Annotated in this window: 15 protein-coding genes and 1 pseudogene; 11 read left to right on the top strand and 5 right to left on the bottom strand. The window is 75.5% G+C overall.

Annotated features, from left to right (window positions below; translation table 11 throughout):
- Positions 1-108: 108 nt before the first annotated feature.
- Genes OOK31_RS02095 through OOK31_RS02085 form a run of 3 tightly spaced genes read left to right on the top strand, consistent with a single transcriptional unit; the run spans position 109 to position 2,578 of the window.
- Positions 109-1,647, top strand: a complete 1,539-nt coding sequence (locus OOK31_RS02095; protein ID WP_267010575.1) for an ATP-dependent DNA ligase — start codon at positions 109-111, stop codon at positions 1,645-1,647.
- Positions 1,648-1,704: 57 nt separating this feature from the next.
- A complete protein-coding gene (locus OOK31_RS02090) occupies positions 1,705-2,367 on the top strand; it encodes a helix-turn-helix domain-containing protein (RefSeq protein ID WP_267010574.1) in 663 nt (220 codons plus the stop codon).
- Between the two features lie 16 nt (positions 2,368-2,383).
- Positions 2,384-2,578, top strand: coding sequence for a DUF6126 family protein (locus OOK31_RS02085; protein WP_267010573.1), 195 nt, complete (start codon positions 2,384-2,386; stop codon positions 2,576-2,578).
- Here the strand turns inward: OOK31_RS02085 and OOK31_RS02080 are convergent.
- Positions 2,490-2,996: a DUF6629 family protein gene (locus OOK31_RS02080; RefSeq protein ID WP_323188171.1), complete on the bottom strand. Its 507-nt coding sequence runs from the start codon at positions 2,994-2,996 to the stop codon at positions 2,490-2,492. The genes OOK31_RS02085 and OOK31_RS02080 overlap by 89 nt on opposite strands.
- 78 nt (positions 2,997-3,074) lie before the next feature.
- Positions 3,075-4,559: an MFS transporter gene (locus OOK31_RS02075; protein ID WP_267010572.1), complete on the bottom strand. Its 1,485-nt coding sequence runs from the start codon at positions 4,557-4,559 to the stop codon at positions 3,075-3,077.
- A 242-nt stretch (positions 4,560-4,801) separates the two neighbouring features.
- Here OOK31_RS02075 and OOK31_RS02070 point away from each other — a divergent pair, with 242 nt between their 5' ends.
- From OOK31_RS02070 to OOK31_RS02045, 6 genes and pseudogenes are all read left to right on the top strand, one after another.
- Positions 4,802-8,365 (top strand): S8 family serine peptidase, encoded by a 3,564-nt coding sequence (locus OOK31_RS02070; protein ID WP_267010571.1) that lies wholly within the window; start codon positions 4,802-4,804, stop codon positions 8,363-8,365.
- Positions 8,366-8,500: 135 nt separating this feature from the next.
- Positions 8,501-9,250: a hypothetical protein gene (locus tag OOK31_RS02065; RefSeq protein ID WP_267010570.1), complete on the top strand. Its 750-nt coding sequence runs from the start codon at positions 8,501-8,503 to the stop codon at positions 9,248-9,250.
- A 28-nt stretch (positions 9,251-9,278) separates the two neighbouring features.
- Positions 9,279-9,791, top strand: coding sequence for a protein phosphatase (locus OOK31_RS02060; RefSeq protein WP_267011801.1), 513 nt, complete (start codon positions 9,279-9,281; stop codon positions 9,789-9,791).
- Positions 9,792-9,912: 121 nt separating this feature from the next.
- Entirely contained in the window at positions 9,913-11,070 is a 1,158-nt protein-coding gene (locus OOK31_RS02055; protein ID WP_267010569.1) for a hypothetical protein, read from the top strand.
- Positions 11,067-11,309: a hypothetical protein gene (locus tag OOK31_RS02050; RefSeq protein WP_267010568.1), complete on the top strand. Its 243-nt coding sequence runs from the start codon at positions 11,067-11,069 to the stop codon at positions 11,307-11,309. Before OOK31_RS02055 ends, OOK31_RS02050 begins: the two co-directional genes overlap by 4 nt.
- Before the next feature lie 33 nt (positions 11,310-11,342).
- Positions 11,343-11,501, top strand: a pseudogene (locus OOK31_RS02045) (gluconate transporter); the annotation flags it as partial.
- Positions 11,502-11,548: 47 nt separating this feature from the next.
- On the opposite strand, the gene OOK31_RS02040 reads toward OOK31_RS02045, so the two are convergent.
- Positions 11,549-12,055, bottom strand: coding sequence for a gluconokinase (locus OOK31_RS02040; RefSeq protein WP_267010567.1), 507 nt, complete (start codon positions 12,053-12,055; stop codon positions 11,549-11,551).
- A 149-nt stretch (positions 12,056-12,204) separates the two neighbouring features.
- On the opposite strand from OOK31_RS02040, the gene OOK31_RS02035 reads away from it, so the two are divergent.
- Both OOK31_RS02035 and OOK31_RS02030 read left to right on the top strand, forming a co-directional pair.
- Complete coding sequence (locus tag OOK31_RS02035; RefSeq protein WP_267010566.1) at positions 12,205-12,915, top strand: FadR/GntR family transcriptional regulator; 711 nt, start codon at positions 12,205-12,207, stop codon at positions 12,913-12,915.
- A gap of 80 nt (positions 12,916-12,995) precedes the next feature.
- Positions 12,996-15,071 (top strand): AAA family ATPase, encoded by a 2,076-nt coding sequence (locus OOK31_RS02030; protein WP_267010565.1) that lies wholly within the window; start codon positions 12,996-12,998, stop codon positions 15,069-15,071.
- Between the two features lie 22 nt (positions 15,072-15,093).
- Here the strand turns inward: OOK31_RS02030 and OOK31_RS02025 are convergent, their stop codons facing one another.
- On the bottom strand, positions 15,094-15,471 hold the full coding sequence (locus OOK31_RS02025; RefSeq protein ID WP_267010564.1) for a VOC family protein: 378 nt from the start codon (positions 15,469-15,471) through the stop codon (positions 15,094-15,096).
- A gap of 52 nt (positions 15,472-15,523) precedes the next feature.
- Positions 15,524-17,464, bottom strand: coding sequence for an ABC transporter ATP-binding protein (locus OOK31_RS02020; protein ID WP_267010563.1), 1,941 nt, complete (start codon positions 17,462-17,464; stop codon positions 15,524-15,526).
- Positions 17,465-17,500: the final 36 nt, after the last annotated feature.

The raw sequence follows: 17,500 nt of genomic DNA, 5'->3' as shown, positions 1-17,500 counted from the left end.
AGTACCCGCACGGCCCCGCGTACCGCACCCGCGGTACACCGCCCGGCCCGGGCCCGCCGGCGGGACACCGCCTGGCGGGGGCGGGCCGGCGGCGGCAGGATGGACCGCATGCTGCTGGCCGAGGTCGCGCGCGTGTCCCGGGAGGTCGCCGCCGCCTCCGCGCGGTCCCGGAAGACGGCCCTGCTCGCGGAGCTGTTCGCGGCCGCCCCCGCCGAGGAGGCCGCGACGGTCGTCTCCTACCTCTCCGGCCGCCTCCCGCAGGGCCGACCCGGCATCGGCTGGCGCGCCCTCGCCCAGGACACCGACCCCGCCGCCCTGCCCACCCTGACCGTCCCGGCCGTCGACGCGGCGGTGCGGGAGCTGGCCGCCGTCGGCGGCCCGGGCGCGCAGGCCGAACGCCGTCGGATCGTGGCCGCCCTGCTCGGCGCCGCCACCGAGGGGGAACAGCGCTTCCTGCGCGGCCTGCTGTCCGGGGAGGTCCGCCAGGGCGCCTCCGACGCCGTGGCCCTGGAGGGGGTCGCGGCCGCCGCCGGGGTGCCGGCCGCCGCGCTGCGCCGGGCCGTGATGCTGGACGGCTCGCTGCCCCGGGTGGCGGCGGCCGTCCTCGCGGAGGGGGCCGGGGCGCTGCGCGGGGTGAGCCTGCGCGTGGGACGGCCCGTCCAGCCCATGCTGGCCGGAACCTCCCGGTCCGTGGCCGACGCCCTGACCGCGCTCGGGCCCTGCGCGGTGGAGGAGAAGCTCGACGGGATCCGCGTCCAGGTCCACCGCGACGGCGACGAGGTACGGATCCACACCCGGTCCCTCGACGAGATCACCGACCGGCTGCCGGAGGTGGCCGAGCTGGCGCGGAGCCTGCCGGGGGACCGGTTCATCCTGGACGGCGAGGTCATCGGGCAGGGCCCCGACGGGCGCCCCGTTCCCTTCCAGGAGATCGCGAGCCGGGTCGGCTCCCGGGTGGACGTGGCGGCGGCGCGGCGGGGGCTGCCGGTGGACGCCTACTTCTTCGACGTGCTCGCCCTGGACGGCCGGGTCCTGCTCGACCTGCCCGTCCGCGAGCGGTACGCACACCTGGCGGCGCTGGTCCCCGGGGCCGCCCGGGTCCGCCGGCTGGCCGTCGAGGACCCGGCGGCGCAGGCGGCCGAGGCCGAGGCCTTCTGGCGCGAGGCCCTGGACCGGGGCCACGAGGGGGTCGTGGTCAAGGCCCTGGACTCCGCGTACGAGGCGGGCCGGCGCGGCAAGCGCTGGCTGAAGGTGAAACCGGTGCACACCCTCGACCTCGTCGTCCTCGCCGCAGAACGGGGCCACGGCCGCCGCACCGGCCTGCTGTCGAACCTGCACCTGGGCGCGCGGGCCGCCGACGGCACGTACGCGATGCTCGGCAAGACCTTCAAGGGCCTCACCGACGAGATGCTGCGCTGGCAGACCGAGCGGCTCGGCGAGCTCGCGGTCGGGGACGACGGGTTCACGGTGCGGGTCAGGCCCGAGCTGGTGGTGGAGATCGCCTACGACGGCCTGCAACGCTCCCCGCGCTACCCGGCGGGGGTCGCCCTGCGCTTCGCCCGCGTGCTGCGGTACCGCCCGGACAAGGGCCCGGAGGACGCCGATACCGTGGAGCGGGTGCTGGAGCAGGGCGGCCGGAGCCCCTGATTTTGCCTCAGAGGCAAGGAAGTTGCCAGACAGGCAAGTCTCTGGCTCAATCGGGGTATGCACCCCCGTTCAGAGGCCCCGGAGGACCACGAGGAGCCCCCGGGCCCCGACGACCCCGAAGGCGCCGCCGAGCTGCCCGCCGTGGCCCCGCAACTGCGCGACCTGCGCCGCCGCGCCGGACTCACCCTGGAGGCGGCCGCCGCCCGGGCGAGGCTCTCGCCCGCGCACCTGTCCCGGCTGGAGACCGGCCGGCGCCAGCCCTCGCTGCCGCTGCTGCTCGGACTCGCCCGCACCTACGGCACGACCGTCTCCGAACTGCTCGGCGAGACCCCGGCCGTCGCCGATCCCATCGTACGGGCCGGCGGACCGGGCGCCCGAGAAGCCGACGGCTGGACGTACTGGCAGGCCGGCGGCCCCGGGCGCGGCATGCAGGCCCTGCGCGTGCACGTCCCCCACGGGCGCAGCCAGGGCGAACTGGTCCGCGTCCACCCCGGGGAGGAATGGCTGTACGTACTGACCGGGCGGCTGCGGCTGCACCTGGGGGACACCGAACACCTGCTGGAACCGGGGGACAGCGCGCACTTCGACTCCCTCACCCCGCACCGGATCGGCGCGGCCGAAGCCGGCGGGGCCGAGCTCCTGTTCGTCCACACGCTGCTCCAGAGCAGCCTCGCCGGGCTGTGCCTCGGCGGCGCCACCACGACCACGCACCACCGCTGAGCGAGGAGCCGTACCCATGCCAGGAACGCCGAAGCCCGCTGCCACGCCCGCCGCCGCCGAGGAGCCGGAGCAGCCGGTCACCCTGATCGGGCGCATCGAGTCGAAGTTCCCGCGCGGCCTGGTCATCCGACTGGTCGCCTACCTCTTCGTCGGCCACCTCTTCGCCTTCTTCGTCTACCTGCTCTTCGTCCTGGGCGGCCAGAACCAGTAGTCCGGAGCCCCCGCACCCAGCCGAGCACCAGCACCGAGGCCGCCGCCGCGAAGGCGCACCAGGTCGAGGCGAACTCCAGGCGCCACAGGGCCGCGCACAGCACCGCCCCGGCGGCCAGCACCGCCCCCAGCAGCCGCAGCGGGCGCTCACCCGAGAGCAGCAGGGATCCCAGGGTGGCGCCGAGGTAGCCGGCCAGGACCAGCGGCGGGTACGGCACGTCCACGCCGTACCCGAGGACCCGCCCCCGCACCTCGGCGCTCACCGGACCCGCCGCCAGGCAGTACGCGAGGACGGCCGCGGTGGCCAGCCCGGCGGCGGCCGGCCACCACAGCCGGCGCCGTACCACCGGCGCCGCCGCCAGCAGCACCGGCAGCGCGGCGACGGGCAGGTCGCGGACCGGCGCACATGGGCCAGGCACACGACCCCGACGGCGGTGACCACCGTCCCCGCCATCAGATCGGCCTCCGCGCTCCAGCACACCGCGCCCCGTCCCGGATCAGGCCGGCGGCCGGGCGGGACGGTCCCCGGGCGGTTCGAGCGGCGGGGCGCAGACCGCGCACTGGGTGCGGCACTGGGCGTGCGGGGCCCCCGGCGCGGGGGTGCGTACGGTCGTCCAGGCCAGCGCCGCGCCCACCACCAGCACACCGGCGCACCAGGGCATGGCCCGGTCGAAGGCCGCGTCGAAGGCGTCGGCGGAGAGGTACGCGTCCGGGTCCATCCCCGACAGCAGCGGCAGCGCCGCCACCGCGAGGAGGCCGGCGGCCCGCGCGGCGGCGTTGTTGATCCCGCTGGCCAGGCCCGCCCGGCCCGGGTCCACCGAGGACAGCACGGTGGCGGTCAGCGGGGCCACCAGGGCCGTCATGCCCGACCCCATCACCACCATGGCGGGCAGCACGTCCCGGACGTAGGAGGCGTCGGGGCCCACCCGCAGCATCAGCAGCATCCCGGCCGCGCACAGCAGCGGGCCCACCGTGAGCGGGATCCGCGGCCCGATCCGCTCCCCGAGGGCCGCCGACCGCGCCGACAGCAGCAGCATCAGCACGGTCGTCGGCAGCAGCGCGGCCCCGGCCCCGAGGGCGGAGTAGCCGGCCACCACCTGGAGCTGGAGCACGACGAGGAAGAAGAAGCCGCCGAAGGCCGCGTACACGCACAGCGTGACCAGGTTGACGGCGGTGAACTGGCGGGAGGCGAAGATGTCCGGCGGGACCATCGGATCCGGCCGCCGCCGCTCGACGTACACGAAGGCGACGCCCAGCAGCAGCCCGCCCACCGCCGCGACGGGGACGAACACCGACCCGGACCGGGCCTCGATCAGCGCGTACGTGATCAGGGCCAGGGCCGCCGCGCCCAGCGCCGCCCCGGCCACGTCGAACCGCCCGCGCGCCAGCGGATCCCGGGACTCCGGTACGTGCCGCAGCGCCACCGGCACGCACAGCGCGGCCAGCGGCACGTTCAGCAGGAACACCCACCGCCAGCCGGGCCCGTCCACCAGCCAGCCGCCCAGGAAGGGCCCCACGGCCGCGCCGACACCCCCGAACCCGGACCACAGGCCGACCGCCCTGGCCCGGTCGTCGGGATGGATCGAGCCCTGGATCAGCGCGAGCGAACCGGGCGTCAGCAGCGCACCGCCGACGCCCTGCAGGGCGCGGGCGGCGATCAGCACCCCGGCGTTCGGCGCGATCCCGCACAGCAGCGAGCCCGCCGCGAACCACACCACGCCGAGCACGAAGATCCGGCGCCGCCCGTAGCGGTCGCCGAGCGCGCCGCCGACCAGGATCAGTCCGGCCAGGGTCACGAGGTAGGCGTTCACCGTCCACTGGAGCACCGCCAGGTCGGCGTCGAGGTCCAGGCCGATGCGCGGCAGGGCCACGTTGACCACGGTCGAGTCCAGCAGCGCCATGCTCGACCCGAGCACGGTGGTGAGCAGGATCCACCGGCCTCGGGCGGAGGCGAGCGGAACCGCGGGCGCGGGTGCGGTCATCCCCCCAGGCTGGCCCGCCGCGCCCGGAAGGGCCACCCGGCGGGCCCGGACCGTCCCCTCCGGATCCCGGCCCGCGAGAGACGGCCTAGCCACGGCGCCGGATGTGGCTCATGAGGCCCTCTTGTCGTGAGCACGGCACCTCGCTCACCATGACCGCGCACGTCACCGGGGGCGCCCCCCGACCACCGGCCACGGGCGTCCCTTCCCGCACGACCCGCACACGGCGTACGAGGAGACCACACGTGGCACAACGCGACCGACGACGATCCTTACGGGCGGGGCTCGCCGCCCTCACCTCGGCCCTGCTCCTTCCCCTCGGCGCGGGGCTCGCCTCCGCCGCTCCCGCGCCCGGGCCCGCCCCGGGCGCGGACGGGCGCAAGATCGAGCCCGCGCTCGGCGCCCAGCTCGACGCCTCCGACAAGGCCGTCTTCTGGGTCTACCTGGACAGCGCGGCCGACCTCACCGAGGCGGGACGGCGGACGACCCGCACGGCCAAAGCAGAAACGGTTCTGCGGCTGAAGCGGGACCATGCCGCACGCAGCCAGGCCGAGCTGCTGAAGGCCCTGGACGGAGCGCACGCCGAGTACACCTCGTACTGGATCGTCAACGCGGTCCGCGTCGTCGGCGGCCGCAAGCTCGCCGGGTCCCTCGCCCAGCGCCCCGAGGTCTCCCGGATCGACGCCGACGACAAGGTCACCCTCCCCGCGCCCGCCGTGGGCACCCGGGAGAAGACCGCCGACGCCGTCGAATGGAACATCGACCGGATCAAGGCCCCGCAGGTCTGGGACCAGCTCGGCGTACGCGGCGAGGGCATCGTCGTCGCCAACATCGACAGCGGCGTCGACCACACCCACCCGGCCGTGGCGGGCCGGTACCGGGGCAGGAACGCCGACGGCAGCTACGACCACAACCACAACTGGTTCGACCCGGCCGGGATCTGCGCGGGCGCCGCGCCCTGCGACAACAACGACCACGGCACCCACACGATGGGCACCATGGTCGGTGACGACGGCGGAGCCAACAAGATCGGCGTGGCCCCCGGCGCCCGGTGGATCGCGGCGAAGGGCTGCGAGAGCAACTCCTGCTCCGAGGCCTCCCTCCTCGCCGCCGGCCAGTGGATCGTCGCCCCGACCGACCTGAACGGCCAGAACCCGCGGCCCGACCTCGCCCCGCACGTCGTCAACAACTCCTGGGGCAGCTCGGCGCACGACGACTGGTACCAGCAGATCGTCGACACCTGGCGGGCCGCCGGGATCTTCCCCGCCTTCTCCAACGGCAACTCCGGCCCGAACTGCTCCACCAGCGGCTCGCCCGGCGACTACGCGCACTCCTACAGCTCCGGCGCCTTCGACGTGAACAACGCCATCGCCCCGTTCTCCTCGCGCGGCGCGGGCCCGGGCGGCATCGTCAAGCCGAACATCGCGGCGCCCGGCGTCAACGTCCGCTCCTCCGTGCCCGGCGGGGCCTACGAGTCCTTCTCCGGCACCTCCATGGCCTCCCCGCACACCGCCGCCACCGTGGCCCTGCTGTGGTCGGCCGCGCCCTCCCTCGCCGGTGACGTCGCCCAGACCGAGGCCCTCCTCGACGGCACCGCCCAGGACACCGACAGCGGCCAGTGCGGCGGCACCACCGCCGACAACAACGTCTTCGGCGAGGGCCGCCTCGACGCCCTGGCCGCGGTGACCGCCGCCCCGCGCGGCGCGGTCGGCGCGCTCGCCGGCACCGTACGCGCCGAGGGCGGCGAGCCCGTCGCCGGCGCCAAGGTCACCGCCGACGGCCCGATCGCCCGTACGACGACCACCGCGGCCGACGGCAGCTACCGCTTCCCGGCCCTCTCGGTCGGCGCCTACGCCCTGACCGCCTCGAAGTTCGGCTACGGGCAGCGCGACGCGAGCGCGACGGTCTCCGAGAACGCCACCGCCACCGGCGACTTCACCCTCGCCCGCGCGCCCTCCGGCACCCTCACCGGCACCGTCTCCGGGCCCGCAGGACCCGCCGCCGGCGCGGCCGTGACCGTCGCCGGCACCCCGGTGACCGCCACCACCGACGACCGGGGCCGCTTCGAGGTGACCCTCCCGCACGGCACCTACGACGTGAACGCCACCCACTCCTCGCGCTGCGTCACCGGCGGCACGGCGAAGGCCACCGTCGCCGGGGACACCACCGTCACCGTGACCCTGCCCGAGCGCGCCGACGGCTACGGCTACGCCTGCGCCACCGCGAGCGGCCGCCCGTACCCCGCCGGGGACCAGCGCCTCGCCCTGACCGGCGACAACACCACCGAGCGCGTCGACCTGCCCTTCCCGCTGCCGCTGTACGGAAAGACGTACGGGCAGGCCTGGATCGGCACCAACGGCACCGTCAGCTTCGGCGGCAACCACACCGGGGACACCAACGGCGACCTGCCTTCCACGAGCACGCCCAACGCGGCCCTCTACCCCTTCTGGGACGACCTCGTCGTCGGCCCCGCCGGCAGCGGCTCCGGCGTCTTCACCGCCGTCACCGGCACCGCCCCGCACCGCAGCTACGTGATCGAGTGGCGCGCGGTCTCCCACTGGTCGGCGCAGGCCGACACCTTCTCCTTCTCGGCCGCCATCGGCGAGGACGGCACCGTCACCTACTCCTACAAGGGAACCGGCGGCACCGGCATCAAGGGCGGCTCCACCGCCACCGTCGGCGTGGAGAACGCCACCGGCACCGACGCCTTCCGCTACTCCTTCAACACCCCGGTCCTCACCGACGGCCTGTCCGTCGCCTTCCGCACCACCCGCAGCGGCGTCGTCACGGGCCGGGTCCTCGACGCCAACGACGGCAACGGCGTCGCCGGCGCCACCGTGACCGTCGGCAGCGGGGACACCGCCGTCTCCGCCACCACCGCCGCCGACGGCGGCTACGTCGTCCAGAGCGCCTCCGGCCCGCGCACGGTGACCCTGACGGCCCCGTCCTACGAGCCGGCCCAGGCGGCCGTCGAGGTCAAGGCGGCCGACGTGACGACGGCGGACCGGTCCCTGCGCACCGGCAAGGTCACCGCCGCCAAGCCCTCGGTCGAGATCGTGCTGCCCGCCGGGCAGCGGCGCACCCGCACCGTCGACCTCACCAACCCCGGGCTCGGCTCGGCCTTCGCCGTGTCCGAGGACGCCGCCTGGCTCACGGCCACCCCGGCCGACGGCACCCTCCCGACGGGCGGCAGGTCCACCCTCACCCTCACGGCGGACACCACCGGACTCACCCCGGGCACCGTCCTCAGCACCGGCCTGCGGATCACCTCGGACAGCGGCCGCTCCCCGGTCCTCACCGTGCCCGTGAAGATCGTCGTCCCGCGCTACCAGGCCGCCCTGGACGCGGGATCCGAGCAGGCGGCCACCGACGCCCTGGGCGACTCCTGGTCCCCGGACCGCGCCTACACGGCCGGCTCGTACGGCTACCAGGGCAGCTCCACCGTCCGCTCCACCGGCCGCACCATCGCCGGCACGACCGACCAGCGGCTCTTCCGCACCGCCCGCGAAAACATGTACGAGTACCGCTTCGACAACGTCCCGAACGGCACGTACACCGTGGAGCTGGGCTTCGCCGAACTGTCGGACGCCCGGCCCGACAAGCGGGTCTTCGACGTCCTCGCCGAGGGCGCCCAGGTCCTGCCCTCCCTGGACATCTCCCTGGAGGCGGGCACCTACACGGCCCTGACCAGGACCTACACGGTCACCGTCACGGACGGCGTGCTGAACGTCCGCTTCGTCACGCACAAGGGCTACGGCAAGCCCCTGATCAGCACCCTGCGGGTGACCGACCGGCCCGACAAGCCGTAACCCCCGCCCCGCCCCGCCCCGCCCCGCTCCGCCGCCGCCCGCCACCCGTGCATTCGGGTGGCGGGCGGTGACTTCCCGGTGAACCGCCGCGCGCGGCTCCGGGAAGGCCGCACGGGCCGACGTAGCGTGCCGCCCATGACGCCACCGAGCGAGCAGGCCGGCCGGATCGAGGCCCTCGTCCGCTCCGCCGACCCGGACGCCGTCTGGGCGGCGGGGTCGGCGGACACCGTCCACACCGGCCTCCCCGACGGGGCCGCCGACACCCCGCACGACGTCGGCGGGCTCGCGGCGGTGCTCGCGCTCTGGCCCGTCCTCGGCAGCCTCGTCACGTGCGGGGAACTGACCCTGCACACCCCCGTCAGCGCCTACACGGCCGACGCCGCGGCCGGGCTGCCCGCCGGGACCACCGCCCACCACCTGCTCACCCACGCGGACGGCCCGCACGCCCTCGCCGCCCTCACCCGCCTCGCCGAACACCTCGCCGGCAGCCCGCCCGCCGCGTACGCCGCCGCCCGGATCTGGCGGCCCCTCGGCATGACCGGCACCCGCCCCGTCGGCGCGACCCTGCACGCGCCCCTGTCCGACCTCGCCCGCTTCCTGCGCCACCTGCTGTCCACCGCCGACCACCCCATCCCCCGGGCGTGGACCGCCGAGTCCCTGCGGATCCGCACCGGCGAGCTCACCCCCGCCCGCGGCCTGCTCTGGCACCCCGCCCCCGCCGGGGTCTGGACCCACCACCCCGCGGACGGCGCCGGCCCCGCCCTGTGGGTGTCCCCGCGCCACGGCCGCTGGGCCGCGCTCCTGCCGGGCGCCGGCCGCACCCCCGCGGGCTCCCTCCGTACCGCGTTCCGGGAAGCGGTCTTCGGGGCAACTACCGCCCTCTGAAGCCCTGTTGTACGCTCCGGGGACGATGGTGAAGCTCCGCTGGAAGAACCCCGACGCACCCTGCCCCGCGACGCCCTGGGACGAGATCACCCCCGGCCTCTGGATGGGCGGCCACGTCTGGTCCGACCCCGCCGGGGAACAGCGCTCCGCCGTCGTCACCGACGAGTTCGACCTCGTGATCAGCCTCTTCACCCGGCCCGGCCACGGCCCCGACCCCGGTGTCGAACACCTCGTCGGGGAGGTCCCCGACGCACCGCTGAACGCCGCACAGCTCCACACCGTCCGGCACCTGGCGGACAGCGCGGGCCGGGCCCTCGACGAAGGCCGCCGCACCCTCGTGCGCTGTTTCTACGGGTACAACCGCTCGGGCCTGGTCGTCGCCCAGTGCCTCGTCGGCCGGGGCAGCCCGCCCGAGGAGGCCGTCCGGCTCGTCCGGCGGGGGCGCTCCCCCTGGGCCCTGCACAACGAGGTCTTCACCGACTACCTCGCCACCGGCCTGGACGCTGCCGCCCAGCTCACGGGGCCCGACCCACTCCCGTAGCGCAGTCGGAGCGCGCACCCCACGGGAGCGACGTACGGTGATGGCGATGTGACCGTACGCGGACGTCCGGCCGTGCCGAGGCCGGCCCGCGCCCGCCCCTGCCGCACCACGCGAGGATCCCATGTCCGACGCCGTGACCGCCCGGGCCACCGACCCGGACGTCGACACGCTCGACGCCCTTTGCCGGGAGCTGGCCGAGGCCGCCGACGCCGTCGGCGAGGCCTCCCGGTACGCCTCCGGGCTCGCACTCGGTACCCGGCTGCCCGCCCGGGCCCTCGTGGGCCGGGGCAACGGGGGAGCCCGCCGCCGACGTGCCTGGCACACCCTGCTCCGCACCCTCACCGACCCGGCCGGGCTCGGCTGGGCCCCGCGCGGGCGGGGCGTGGCGCGGGCCGGATGGCTCGCCGGGATCCTGGCCGGCCGGGAGAGCCTCGCGGTGAGCACCGCCGTCTGCGGACTGAAGGCCCGGATCCGCGTCGCGGGCCTGGGCCGCCCCGATCTGCTCGCCGACCCGCACTGCGCCGCCGTCCTGCGGGCGGTGGCCGAGGACCGCCAGGCCGAGGCGGCCCGCGCCTTCCGTACGCTGCTGCGCGAGCGGGGCGCCGGGCAGGCGTTCACGCTGCTGGCCCCGACCTTCGCGGACATCCTGGCCTGGCACGCCCTGACCGACGAGAACCCCTTCAACGACCACGCGGGCTGGCAGGTCGCCACCGGCCGGGCCGTGACCGCCGAACCCCTGCTCGGGCTCGGCGCCGCCCTGCGTTCCCTCTTCTCCCGCGATCCGGGCCCGGGCACGGTGTGCACCCCGGGCGTGGGGCTCCTGGAGGCGCTCGACACCTCCGGCACGCTGGAGGGCTACCTGCGCAACACCGCCCTGCTCGGCGTCGCCGACACGCTGCTGGTCCAGCGGGTCACCGCGCCCGACGGCAGGGCCCGTCACGTCGTCCAGCTCGGCGACCGCGACGCCCCGTACGCCGCCGAAGTGGCCCGCGTCCTGCGGGCGGTGGTCCCCTCCGGGACCGGGCTCGCGCTGGTCGGGCACCGGCTGGGCGCGGTCACCGCCATGGACCTGGCCCGGGACCGGGAGTTCACCGCCGTCTACGCCGTCACGCACGTCGTCGCCACCGGCTCCCCGGCCGACGACCGCGCACCCGCCGACCCCCGCACCCGGGTCGTCCCGGCGGCCGTGCCGGACGCCGCCGCCATCGAGGGAACGGTCACGGGTACCCGTCTCCTGCCGCTCCGCGCGGCGGACCCGTCCTCCTGGAGGAGCCCGTGAACGACTGCCCCCCTGGGCACGGGCCCGCCCCGGCCGACGGCCTGCGCACCCATTCCGCCGCCCTGCGCTCCCACGCCGGCCGGCTCCGCGCCGGCCTGGCGGCCCTCGACTGGCGCGGCCCGCAGGCCGAGGCCTTCCGCGCGGAGGTGTCCGCCCTCGCCGACCGCTGCGCCACGGCGGCCGACGGTTTCGCCCTGGCGGCGGCCCAGCTCGACGGGGCGGATCCCCGGCGGCGCTGAGTCCCTGCCCCGGGTCACAGGACCAGCGACAGGGGCGCGGGCGGCGGCTTCAAGCAGACCCTGATCGGCGTGGGTGTCGGACAGATGATCCTGGACCTGTCGAAGGACTGGGCGATCCCCACCCTGCTGCTGGCCTGGCTGATCGCGGTGGCCATCCGCCTCGCCACCGGCTCCGCGACCGTCGCGACGCTGAGACCTGTCACGGGGGTGCTTCCTTTCAGGGGCGGGGGAGGGGCCCGTCAGAGGGCGCGCAGGGCGGCCAGCGCCCGCGCGGTGATCTCTTCGGGGGTGCCGGTGACGTCGACGGCGGTGCCGGGCTCGTCCGCCTGGAGCGGTTCGAGCACGGCGAACTGGGAGTCCAGCAGCGAGGTGGGCATGAAGTGGCCCTTGCGGTCCGCCATCCGCCGCCCGACCAGCTCCCGGTCCCCGGTGAGGTGGACGAACACCGCCCCGGGGGCGGTGGCGCGCAGTCGGTCGCGGTAGGCCCGCTTGAGGCAGGAGGCGGCCACCACGCCGCCGCCGCGCCCGGCCCGGTTGCGGATCCACTCGCCGATCGCGTCCAGCCAGGGCAGCCGGTCCGCGTCGTCCAGCGGGGTACCGGCCGACATCTTGGCTACGTTGGCCGCCGGATGGAAGGCGTCGCCCTCCGCGTAGGGGAGGCCGAGCTCTTCCGCGAGCAGCCGGCCCACGGTCGACTTGCCCGTGCCGGCCACGCCCATCACCACAATGACGCGCTGGGAGCTCACGTCGTACCTCGCTGTCCTCGTCGACATCGGCCCGGGAGGGGGAGGCCCGGGGGAGCATCACCGAAGCGCATTAAGTAGTACTTATTCAAGGGTCCTGCGGTAAAACATCACATCATTTGTTGTCCGGGGAGTCGCCGTACGCTTACGCCATGACCACCGAAGGCAGTCCGGGGCAAGGACTCCACTCCCAGGTGCTGGACACCCTCGGCCTCGCGATCACGGCGGGCGACCACCCGCCCGGCAGCGTCCTGCGCACCGACGAGATCGCCGAACGCTTCGACGCCTCCCGCACCGTCGTCCGCGAGGTGGTCCGCGTCCTGGAGTCGATGCAGCTCGTCGAGTCCCGCCGCCGGGTCGGCGTCACCGTCCGCCCCACAGAGGAGTGGAACGTCTACGACCCCCGCGTCATCCGCTGGCGGCTCGCCGGCACCGACCGGCCGCGCCAGCTCCGCTCCCTGACCGTGCTGCGCTCGGCCGTCGAACCCGTCGCCGCCGGACTCGCCGCCGCCCGCGCCACCCCCGAGCAGTGCGCACAGCTCACCGAGGCGGCCCTCGGCATGGTCCGCACCTCCCGCGGCCACCAGCTGGAGGGCTACCTCCACCACGACATCGCCTTCCACCGGACCGTGCTCAACGCCTCCGGCAACGAGATGTTCGCCCGGCTGGGCGACGTCGTCGCCGAGGTCCTCACCGGCCGCACCCAGCACTCCGTGATGTTCCACGACCCCGACCCGGCCGCCGTCACCCTGCACGTACGGGTCGCCGAAGCCGTCCGCGAAGGCGACGCGGCCCGCGCCGAGGCACTGACCCGGCAGATCGCCCTCGGCGCCCTGGACGGACTCGACGTCCTCGCCCCGTAGGACCTCCCCGGACCTTCCCCGACCTCCCCGCACCGCCCTGCCGGTACCCGCGGCCCCCGGGCTTGGGCCACACTGGGCCCGTGCTGCTGGGACATACCGGGGAGAACGCCGACGGACCCGCCCCCTTCGTCGGTCGCGACGGCGAACTGGCCGCGCTGAGCGAGGCCCTGACCGGGCGGCGGCTGATCACCCTCACCGGGCCCGGCGGCGTCGGCAAGACCCGCCTGGCCCGGCAGGCCGCGACCGCCGCCGCGGGCCCCGCCGGGCCCTTCCCCGACGGGACCCACTGGGCCGACCTCTCCCCGCTGCCCGGCGAACGGCTGCTCGTGAACACGGTCGCCGACGCCCTCGACCTCGCCGACCACACCGCACGCACCCTCGCCGAAGCCGTGCACGCCTGGATCGGTGGACGCCGGCTGCTCCTCGTCCTGGACTGCTGCGAACACCTCACCGCCGCCGTACGGACCCTCGTACGGGACCTCCTGGACCACGCCCCCCACCTCGTCCTGCTCCTGACCAGCCGCGAGCCGCTGGGACTGGCCGGCGAACACGTACTGGAACTCGGCCCGCTGCCCTACGAGGCCGACGCCGGCGAGGCCCTCGCACTCTTCGCCGCACGGGCCCGCACCGTCCGCCCCGGACAGGCCCCGCCGTGGAACCCGGAGCGGCTCGCCGCCGCCCGCGCGATCTGTGCCCGCCTCGAAGGGGTACCCCTCGCGCTGGAACTCGCCGCCGCGCAGTTGACGGACCACACCGTCGAGGAACTCGCCGACCGGCTCGCCCGCCGCATCGGCCCGCTGTCCGGCCGCCGCGACACCCGCCCGCCCCGCCACCGGGCCCTGCGCACCGCCATCGGCTGGAGCCACGAGTGGTGCACCCCGCGCGAACGGCTGCTGTGGCTGCGGCTGTCCGTCTTCGGCGGCGCCTTCGACGAGGACACCGCGCGCGCCGTGTGCTCCGCGCCCCCGCTCACCGAGGAGGAGGTGCCGCCGCTGCTCGCCGCACTGGTCGCCAAGTCCGTCGTACGCCGCGTCCCGGGCCGGACCCGCTACCGCATGCTCGACACGATCCGGGAGTACGGGGCCATGTGGCAGGCCGAGGCCGGAGAGCGCGAGGTGCTGCGCGACCGGCACGCGGCCCACTTCCTGGGCCTGGCGCGCGCGGCGGAACGGGACTGGCTCGGACCCCGCCAGCGCGCAGCCTACCGGCGGGTCGCCGCCGGGCACGGGGACCTGTGCGCCGCCCTCGACCACTACCTGGCCACCGCCCCCGCCACCGCCCTCGAACTCGTCGGCCGCGTCGGCTTCTTCTGGGCCTGCTGCGGCTACCTGCACGTCGCGCGCGGCTACCTGGAACGGGCCCTGGCCGCCACCCGGCCCGAGGACGCCGACCCGGCCGCCCGGGTCCGCGCCCTGTGGGCCCTCGGCGTGGCCCTCCTGCTCCAGGGCGAGCAGGAGGAGGCCCACCGGCTCGCGGTGGGCTGCGAGGCCCTCGCCGTGGGCCGGGCCGACGCCGAACCGCAGGCCGCGCTCGACGCCGCGTACCTGCTGGGCCTGAGCCACCTGCTGGCGGGCCGCCCGCTGGCCGCCCGGATCGTCGCCGACAACGTCCTGGAGGCCGTCCCCGGCACCCCCTTCGACTCCGCCTCCCGGCTGCGCTGCCACCTCGTACGGGTCTTCGCGCTCACCGGCACCGGCCTGTTCGCCGACGCCCGCGCCGAGGCGCAGTCCCTGCGCGAGGGGTGCGTGATCCGCCAGGAGCAGTGGATGCGGTCCTACGCCGACTACCAGCTGGCGCTCATCAGCCTGTTCGAGGGCCGCCCCGCCGAGTCCGCCGCGCACGCCGAAGCCATGCTGGAGGGCAAACGGGAGATCGGCGACATCTTCGGCACCGCCCTCGGCCTCGACCTGCTCGCCGCCGCCCGGGCCGCGAACGGCGACGAGGCGGCCGCCGCGCACGCCTACGGCACCGGGTACGCCTACTGGCAGGCGGTCGGCCACCCGCAGCGCGGAACCCCGGAACTGGGGCCCGTACGCCAGGAGTTCGAGCGCACCGCCCGCAGCGTCCTCGGGGACCGGGCGTACGAGGCGGCCTTCGCGGAGGGCGTCCGCCACGGCCGGGCCCAGCGCGCCCGCGCCCAACTGGCCTGGAGCTGAACCCCCTGCGGGCCCGGCGGGCTCAGTCCGAGGCGGTGCGCGGGGTGGTCTGCTGGACGGCCCAGCCGTTGCCGTCGGGGTCGGAGAAGTAGACGAAGGAACCCCAGGGCATGTCCTGGATCTCCGTCACCTCCACGCCCCGGTTCCTGAGGTCCGCGTACGCCTCCTCGATGTCGGTGACGACCACCTGCATGTTGTCCAGGGACCCCGGGGTCATCCGGGTGAGCCCCTTGCCGACGGCGATCGAGCAGGCCGAGCCCGGCGGGGTCAGCTGGACGAAGCGGACGTCCTCGCTGACGGTGACGTCGTGGTCGGCGTGGAAGCCGATCCGCTCGTAGAAGGCCTTGGCCCGGTCGACGTCGGTGACGGGGACGGCGACCAGTTCCAGCTTGATGTCCATCACGTTCTCCAGGGTCGGCGGCGGCCCCGGGGCGGCCGGGGCCGTCCGGCCATCATGCGCCCGAGGGGGCCACGGCGCCGCCCGGCGCGCGGCCGCCCGCACCGGCGAACTGCGTCCGGTACAGCTCCTCGTACCGGCCCGCGGCCGCCAGCAGCTCGGTGTGCGTACCGCGCTCCACGATCCGGCCGTCCTCCACCACCAGGATCAGGTCGGCGGCCTGCACGGTGGAGAGCCGGTGCGCGATCACCACGGCGGTACGCCCGGCCAGGGCCTCGGCCAGGGCTTCCTGGACGGCCGCCTCCGAGGTGGAGTCCAGGTGGGCCGTCGCCTCGTCGAGGATCACCACCCGCTGGCGGGCCAGCAGCAGCCGGGCGATGGTCAGCCGCTGCCGTTCGCCGCCCGAGAGGCGGTAGCCGCGCTCGCCGACCACCGTGTCGAGGCCGTCCGGGAGGGAGGCGACGAGCCCGTCCAGGCGGGAGCGGCGCAGGGCCTCCCAGATCTCCTCCTCGTCGGCGCCGGGCCGGGCCAGCAGCAGGTTGGACCGTACCGACTCGTGGAAGAGGTGGCCGTCCTGGGTGACCATGCCCAGGGTGTCGCGGATGGAGTCGGCCGTCAGATCGCGGACGTCCACCCCGCCCAGGCGCACCGCGCCCGCGTCGGCGTCGTACAGGCGCGGCAGCAGCTGGGCGATGGTCGACTTGCCGGCGCCCGAGGAGCCGACGAGGGCGACCATCTGGCCGGGTTCGGCGCGGAAGGACACCTCGTGCAGCACCTCGGTGCCGCCCCGGGTGTCGAGGGTGGCGACCTCCTCCAGGGAGGCGAGGGAGACCTTGTCGGCGGAGGGGTAGCCGAAGGAGACCCCGTCGAACTCCACCGACACCGGGCCGTCGGGCAGCGTACGGGCGTGGGGCTTCTGGGCGATCAGCGGCTCCAGGTCCAGGATCTCGAAGACCCGCTCGAAGCTGACCATGGCGCTCATGACCTCGACGCGGGCCCCGGCGAGCGCGGTCAGCGGCGCGTAGAGCCGGGTCAGGAGCAGGGCGAGGGCCACGACGGAGCCGGCCTCCAGGCTGCCGCGCACCGCGTAGTACCCGCCGAGGCCGTAGACCAGCGCGAGGGCCAGGGCGGAGACCAGGGTGAGGGCGGTGATGAAGGCCGACTGGGCCATGGCCGTACGGATCCCGATGTCCCGCACCCGGGCGGCGCGGGCCGCGAACTCGGCGGACTCGTCGGCCGGGCGCCCGAACAGCTTCACGAGGGTGGCGCCGGGGGCGGAGAACCGCTCGGTCATCTGCGTGCCCATCGCGGCGTTCAGGGTGGACGCCTCGCGCTGCATCCCGGCCATCCGGGCCCCCATCCGGCGGGCCGGCAGGACGAACACCGGGAGCAGGACCAGGGCCAGCAGGGTGATCTGCCAGGAGATGCCCAGCATCACCGCGAGGGTCAGCAGCAGGGTCACCGTATTGGCGACCACCCCCGAGAGGGTGTTGCTGAAGGCCCGCTGGGCGCCGATGACGTCGTTGTTCAGGCGGCTGACCAGCGCGCCGGTGCGGGTCCGGGTGAAGAAGGCGACCGGCATCCGCTGGACGTGGTCGAAGACCGCCGTCCGCAGGTCGAGGATCAGCCCCTCGCCGAGGGTCGAGGAGAGCTTGCGGGTCAGCAGGCCGAGCGCCGCCTCGGCGACGGCGATCACCGCGATGAGCAGCGCGAGCCGGGTGATGTGCCCGGTGTCGCCCCCACCGGTTCCGGCGCCGTCCGCACCGCCGGCCCCGCCCTGCACGATCGCATCGACGATGCGGCTGGCCAGCAGCGGCGTGGCCACCGCCAGCAGCGCGCCGACCACGCTCAGCAGCAGGAAGAGGGTCAGGCCGCGCCGGTGCGGGCGGGCGAAGGCCGCGATCCGGCGCAGGCTCGCCCGGGAGATCGGGTGACGGCCCTGCTGGGCGTTGATCGCGCTGTGCAGCGAGGTCCAGGCGGTGACTTCCATGTCCATGACCCCCACGCTAGAACCTCAACCAAACTCCAGGTC

Source organism: Streptomyces sp. NBC_00249 (assembly GCF_026342355.1).
Lineage (GTDB): Bacteria > Actinomycetota > Actinomycetes > Streptomycetales > Streptomycetaceae > Streptomyces.
This window is presented reverse-complemented; position numbering and strand designations above follow the sequence as displayed.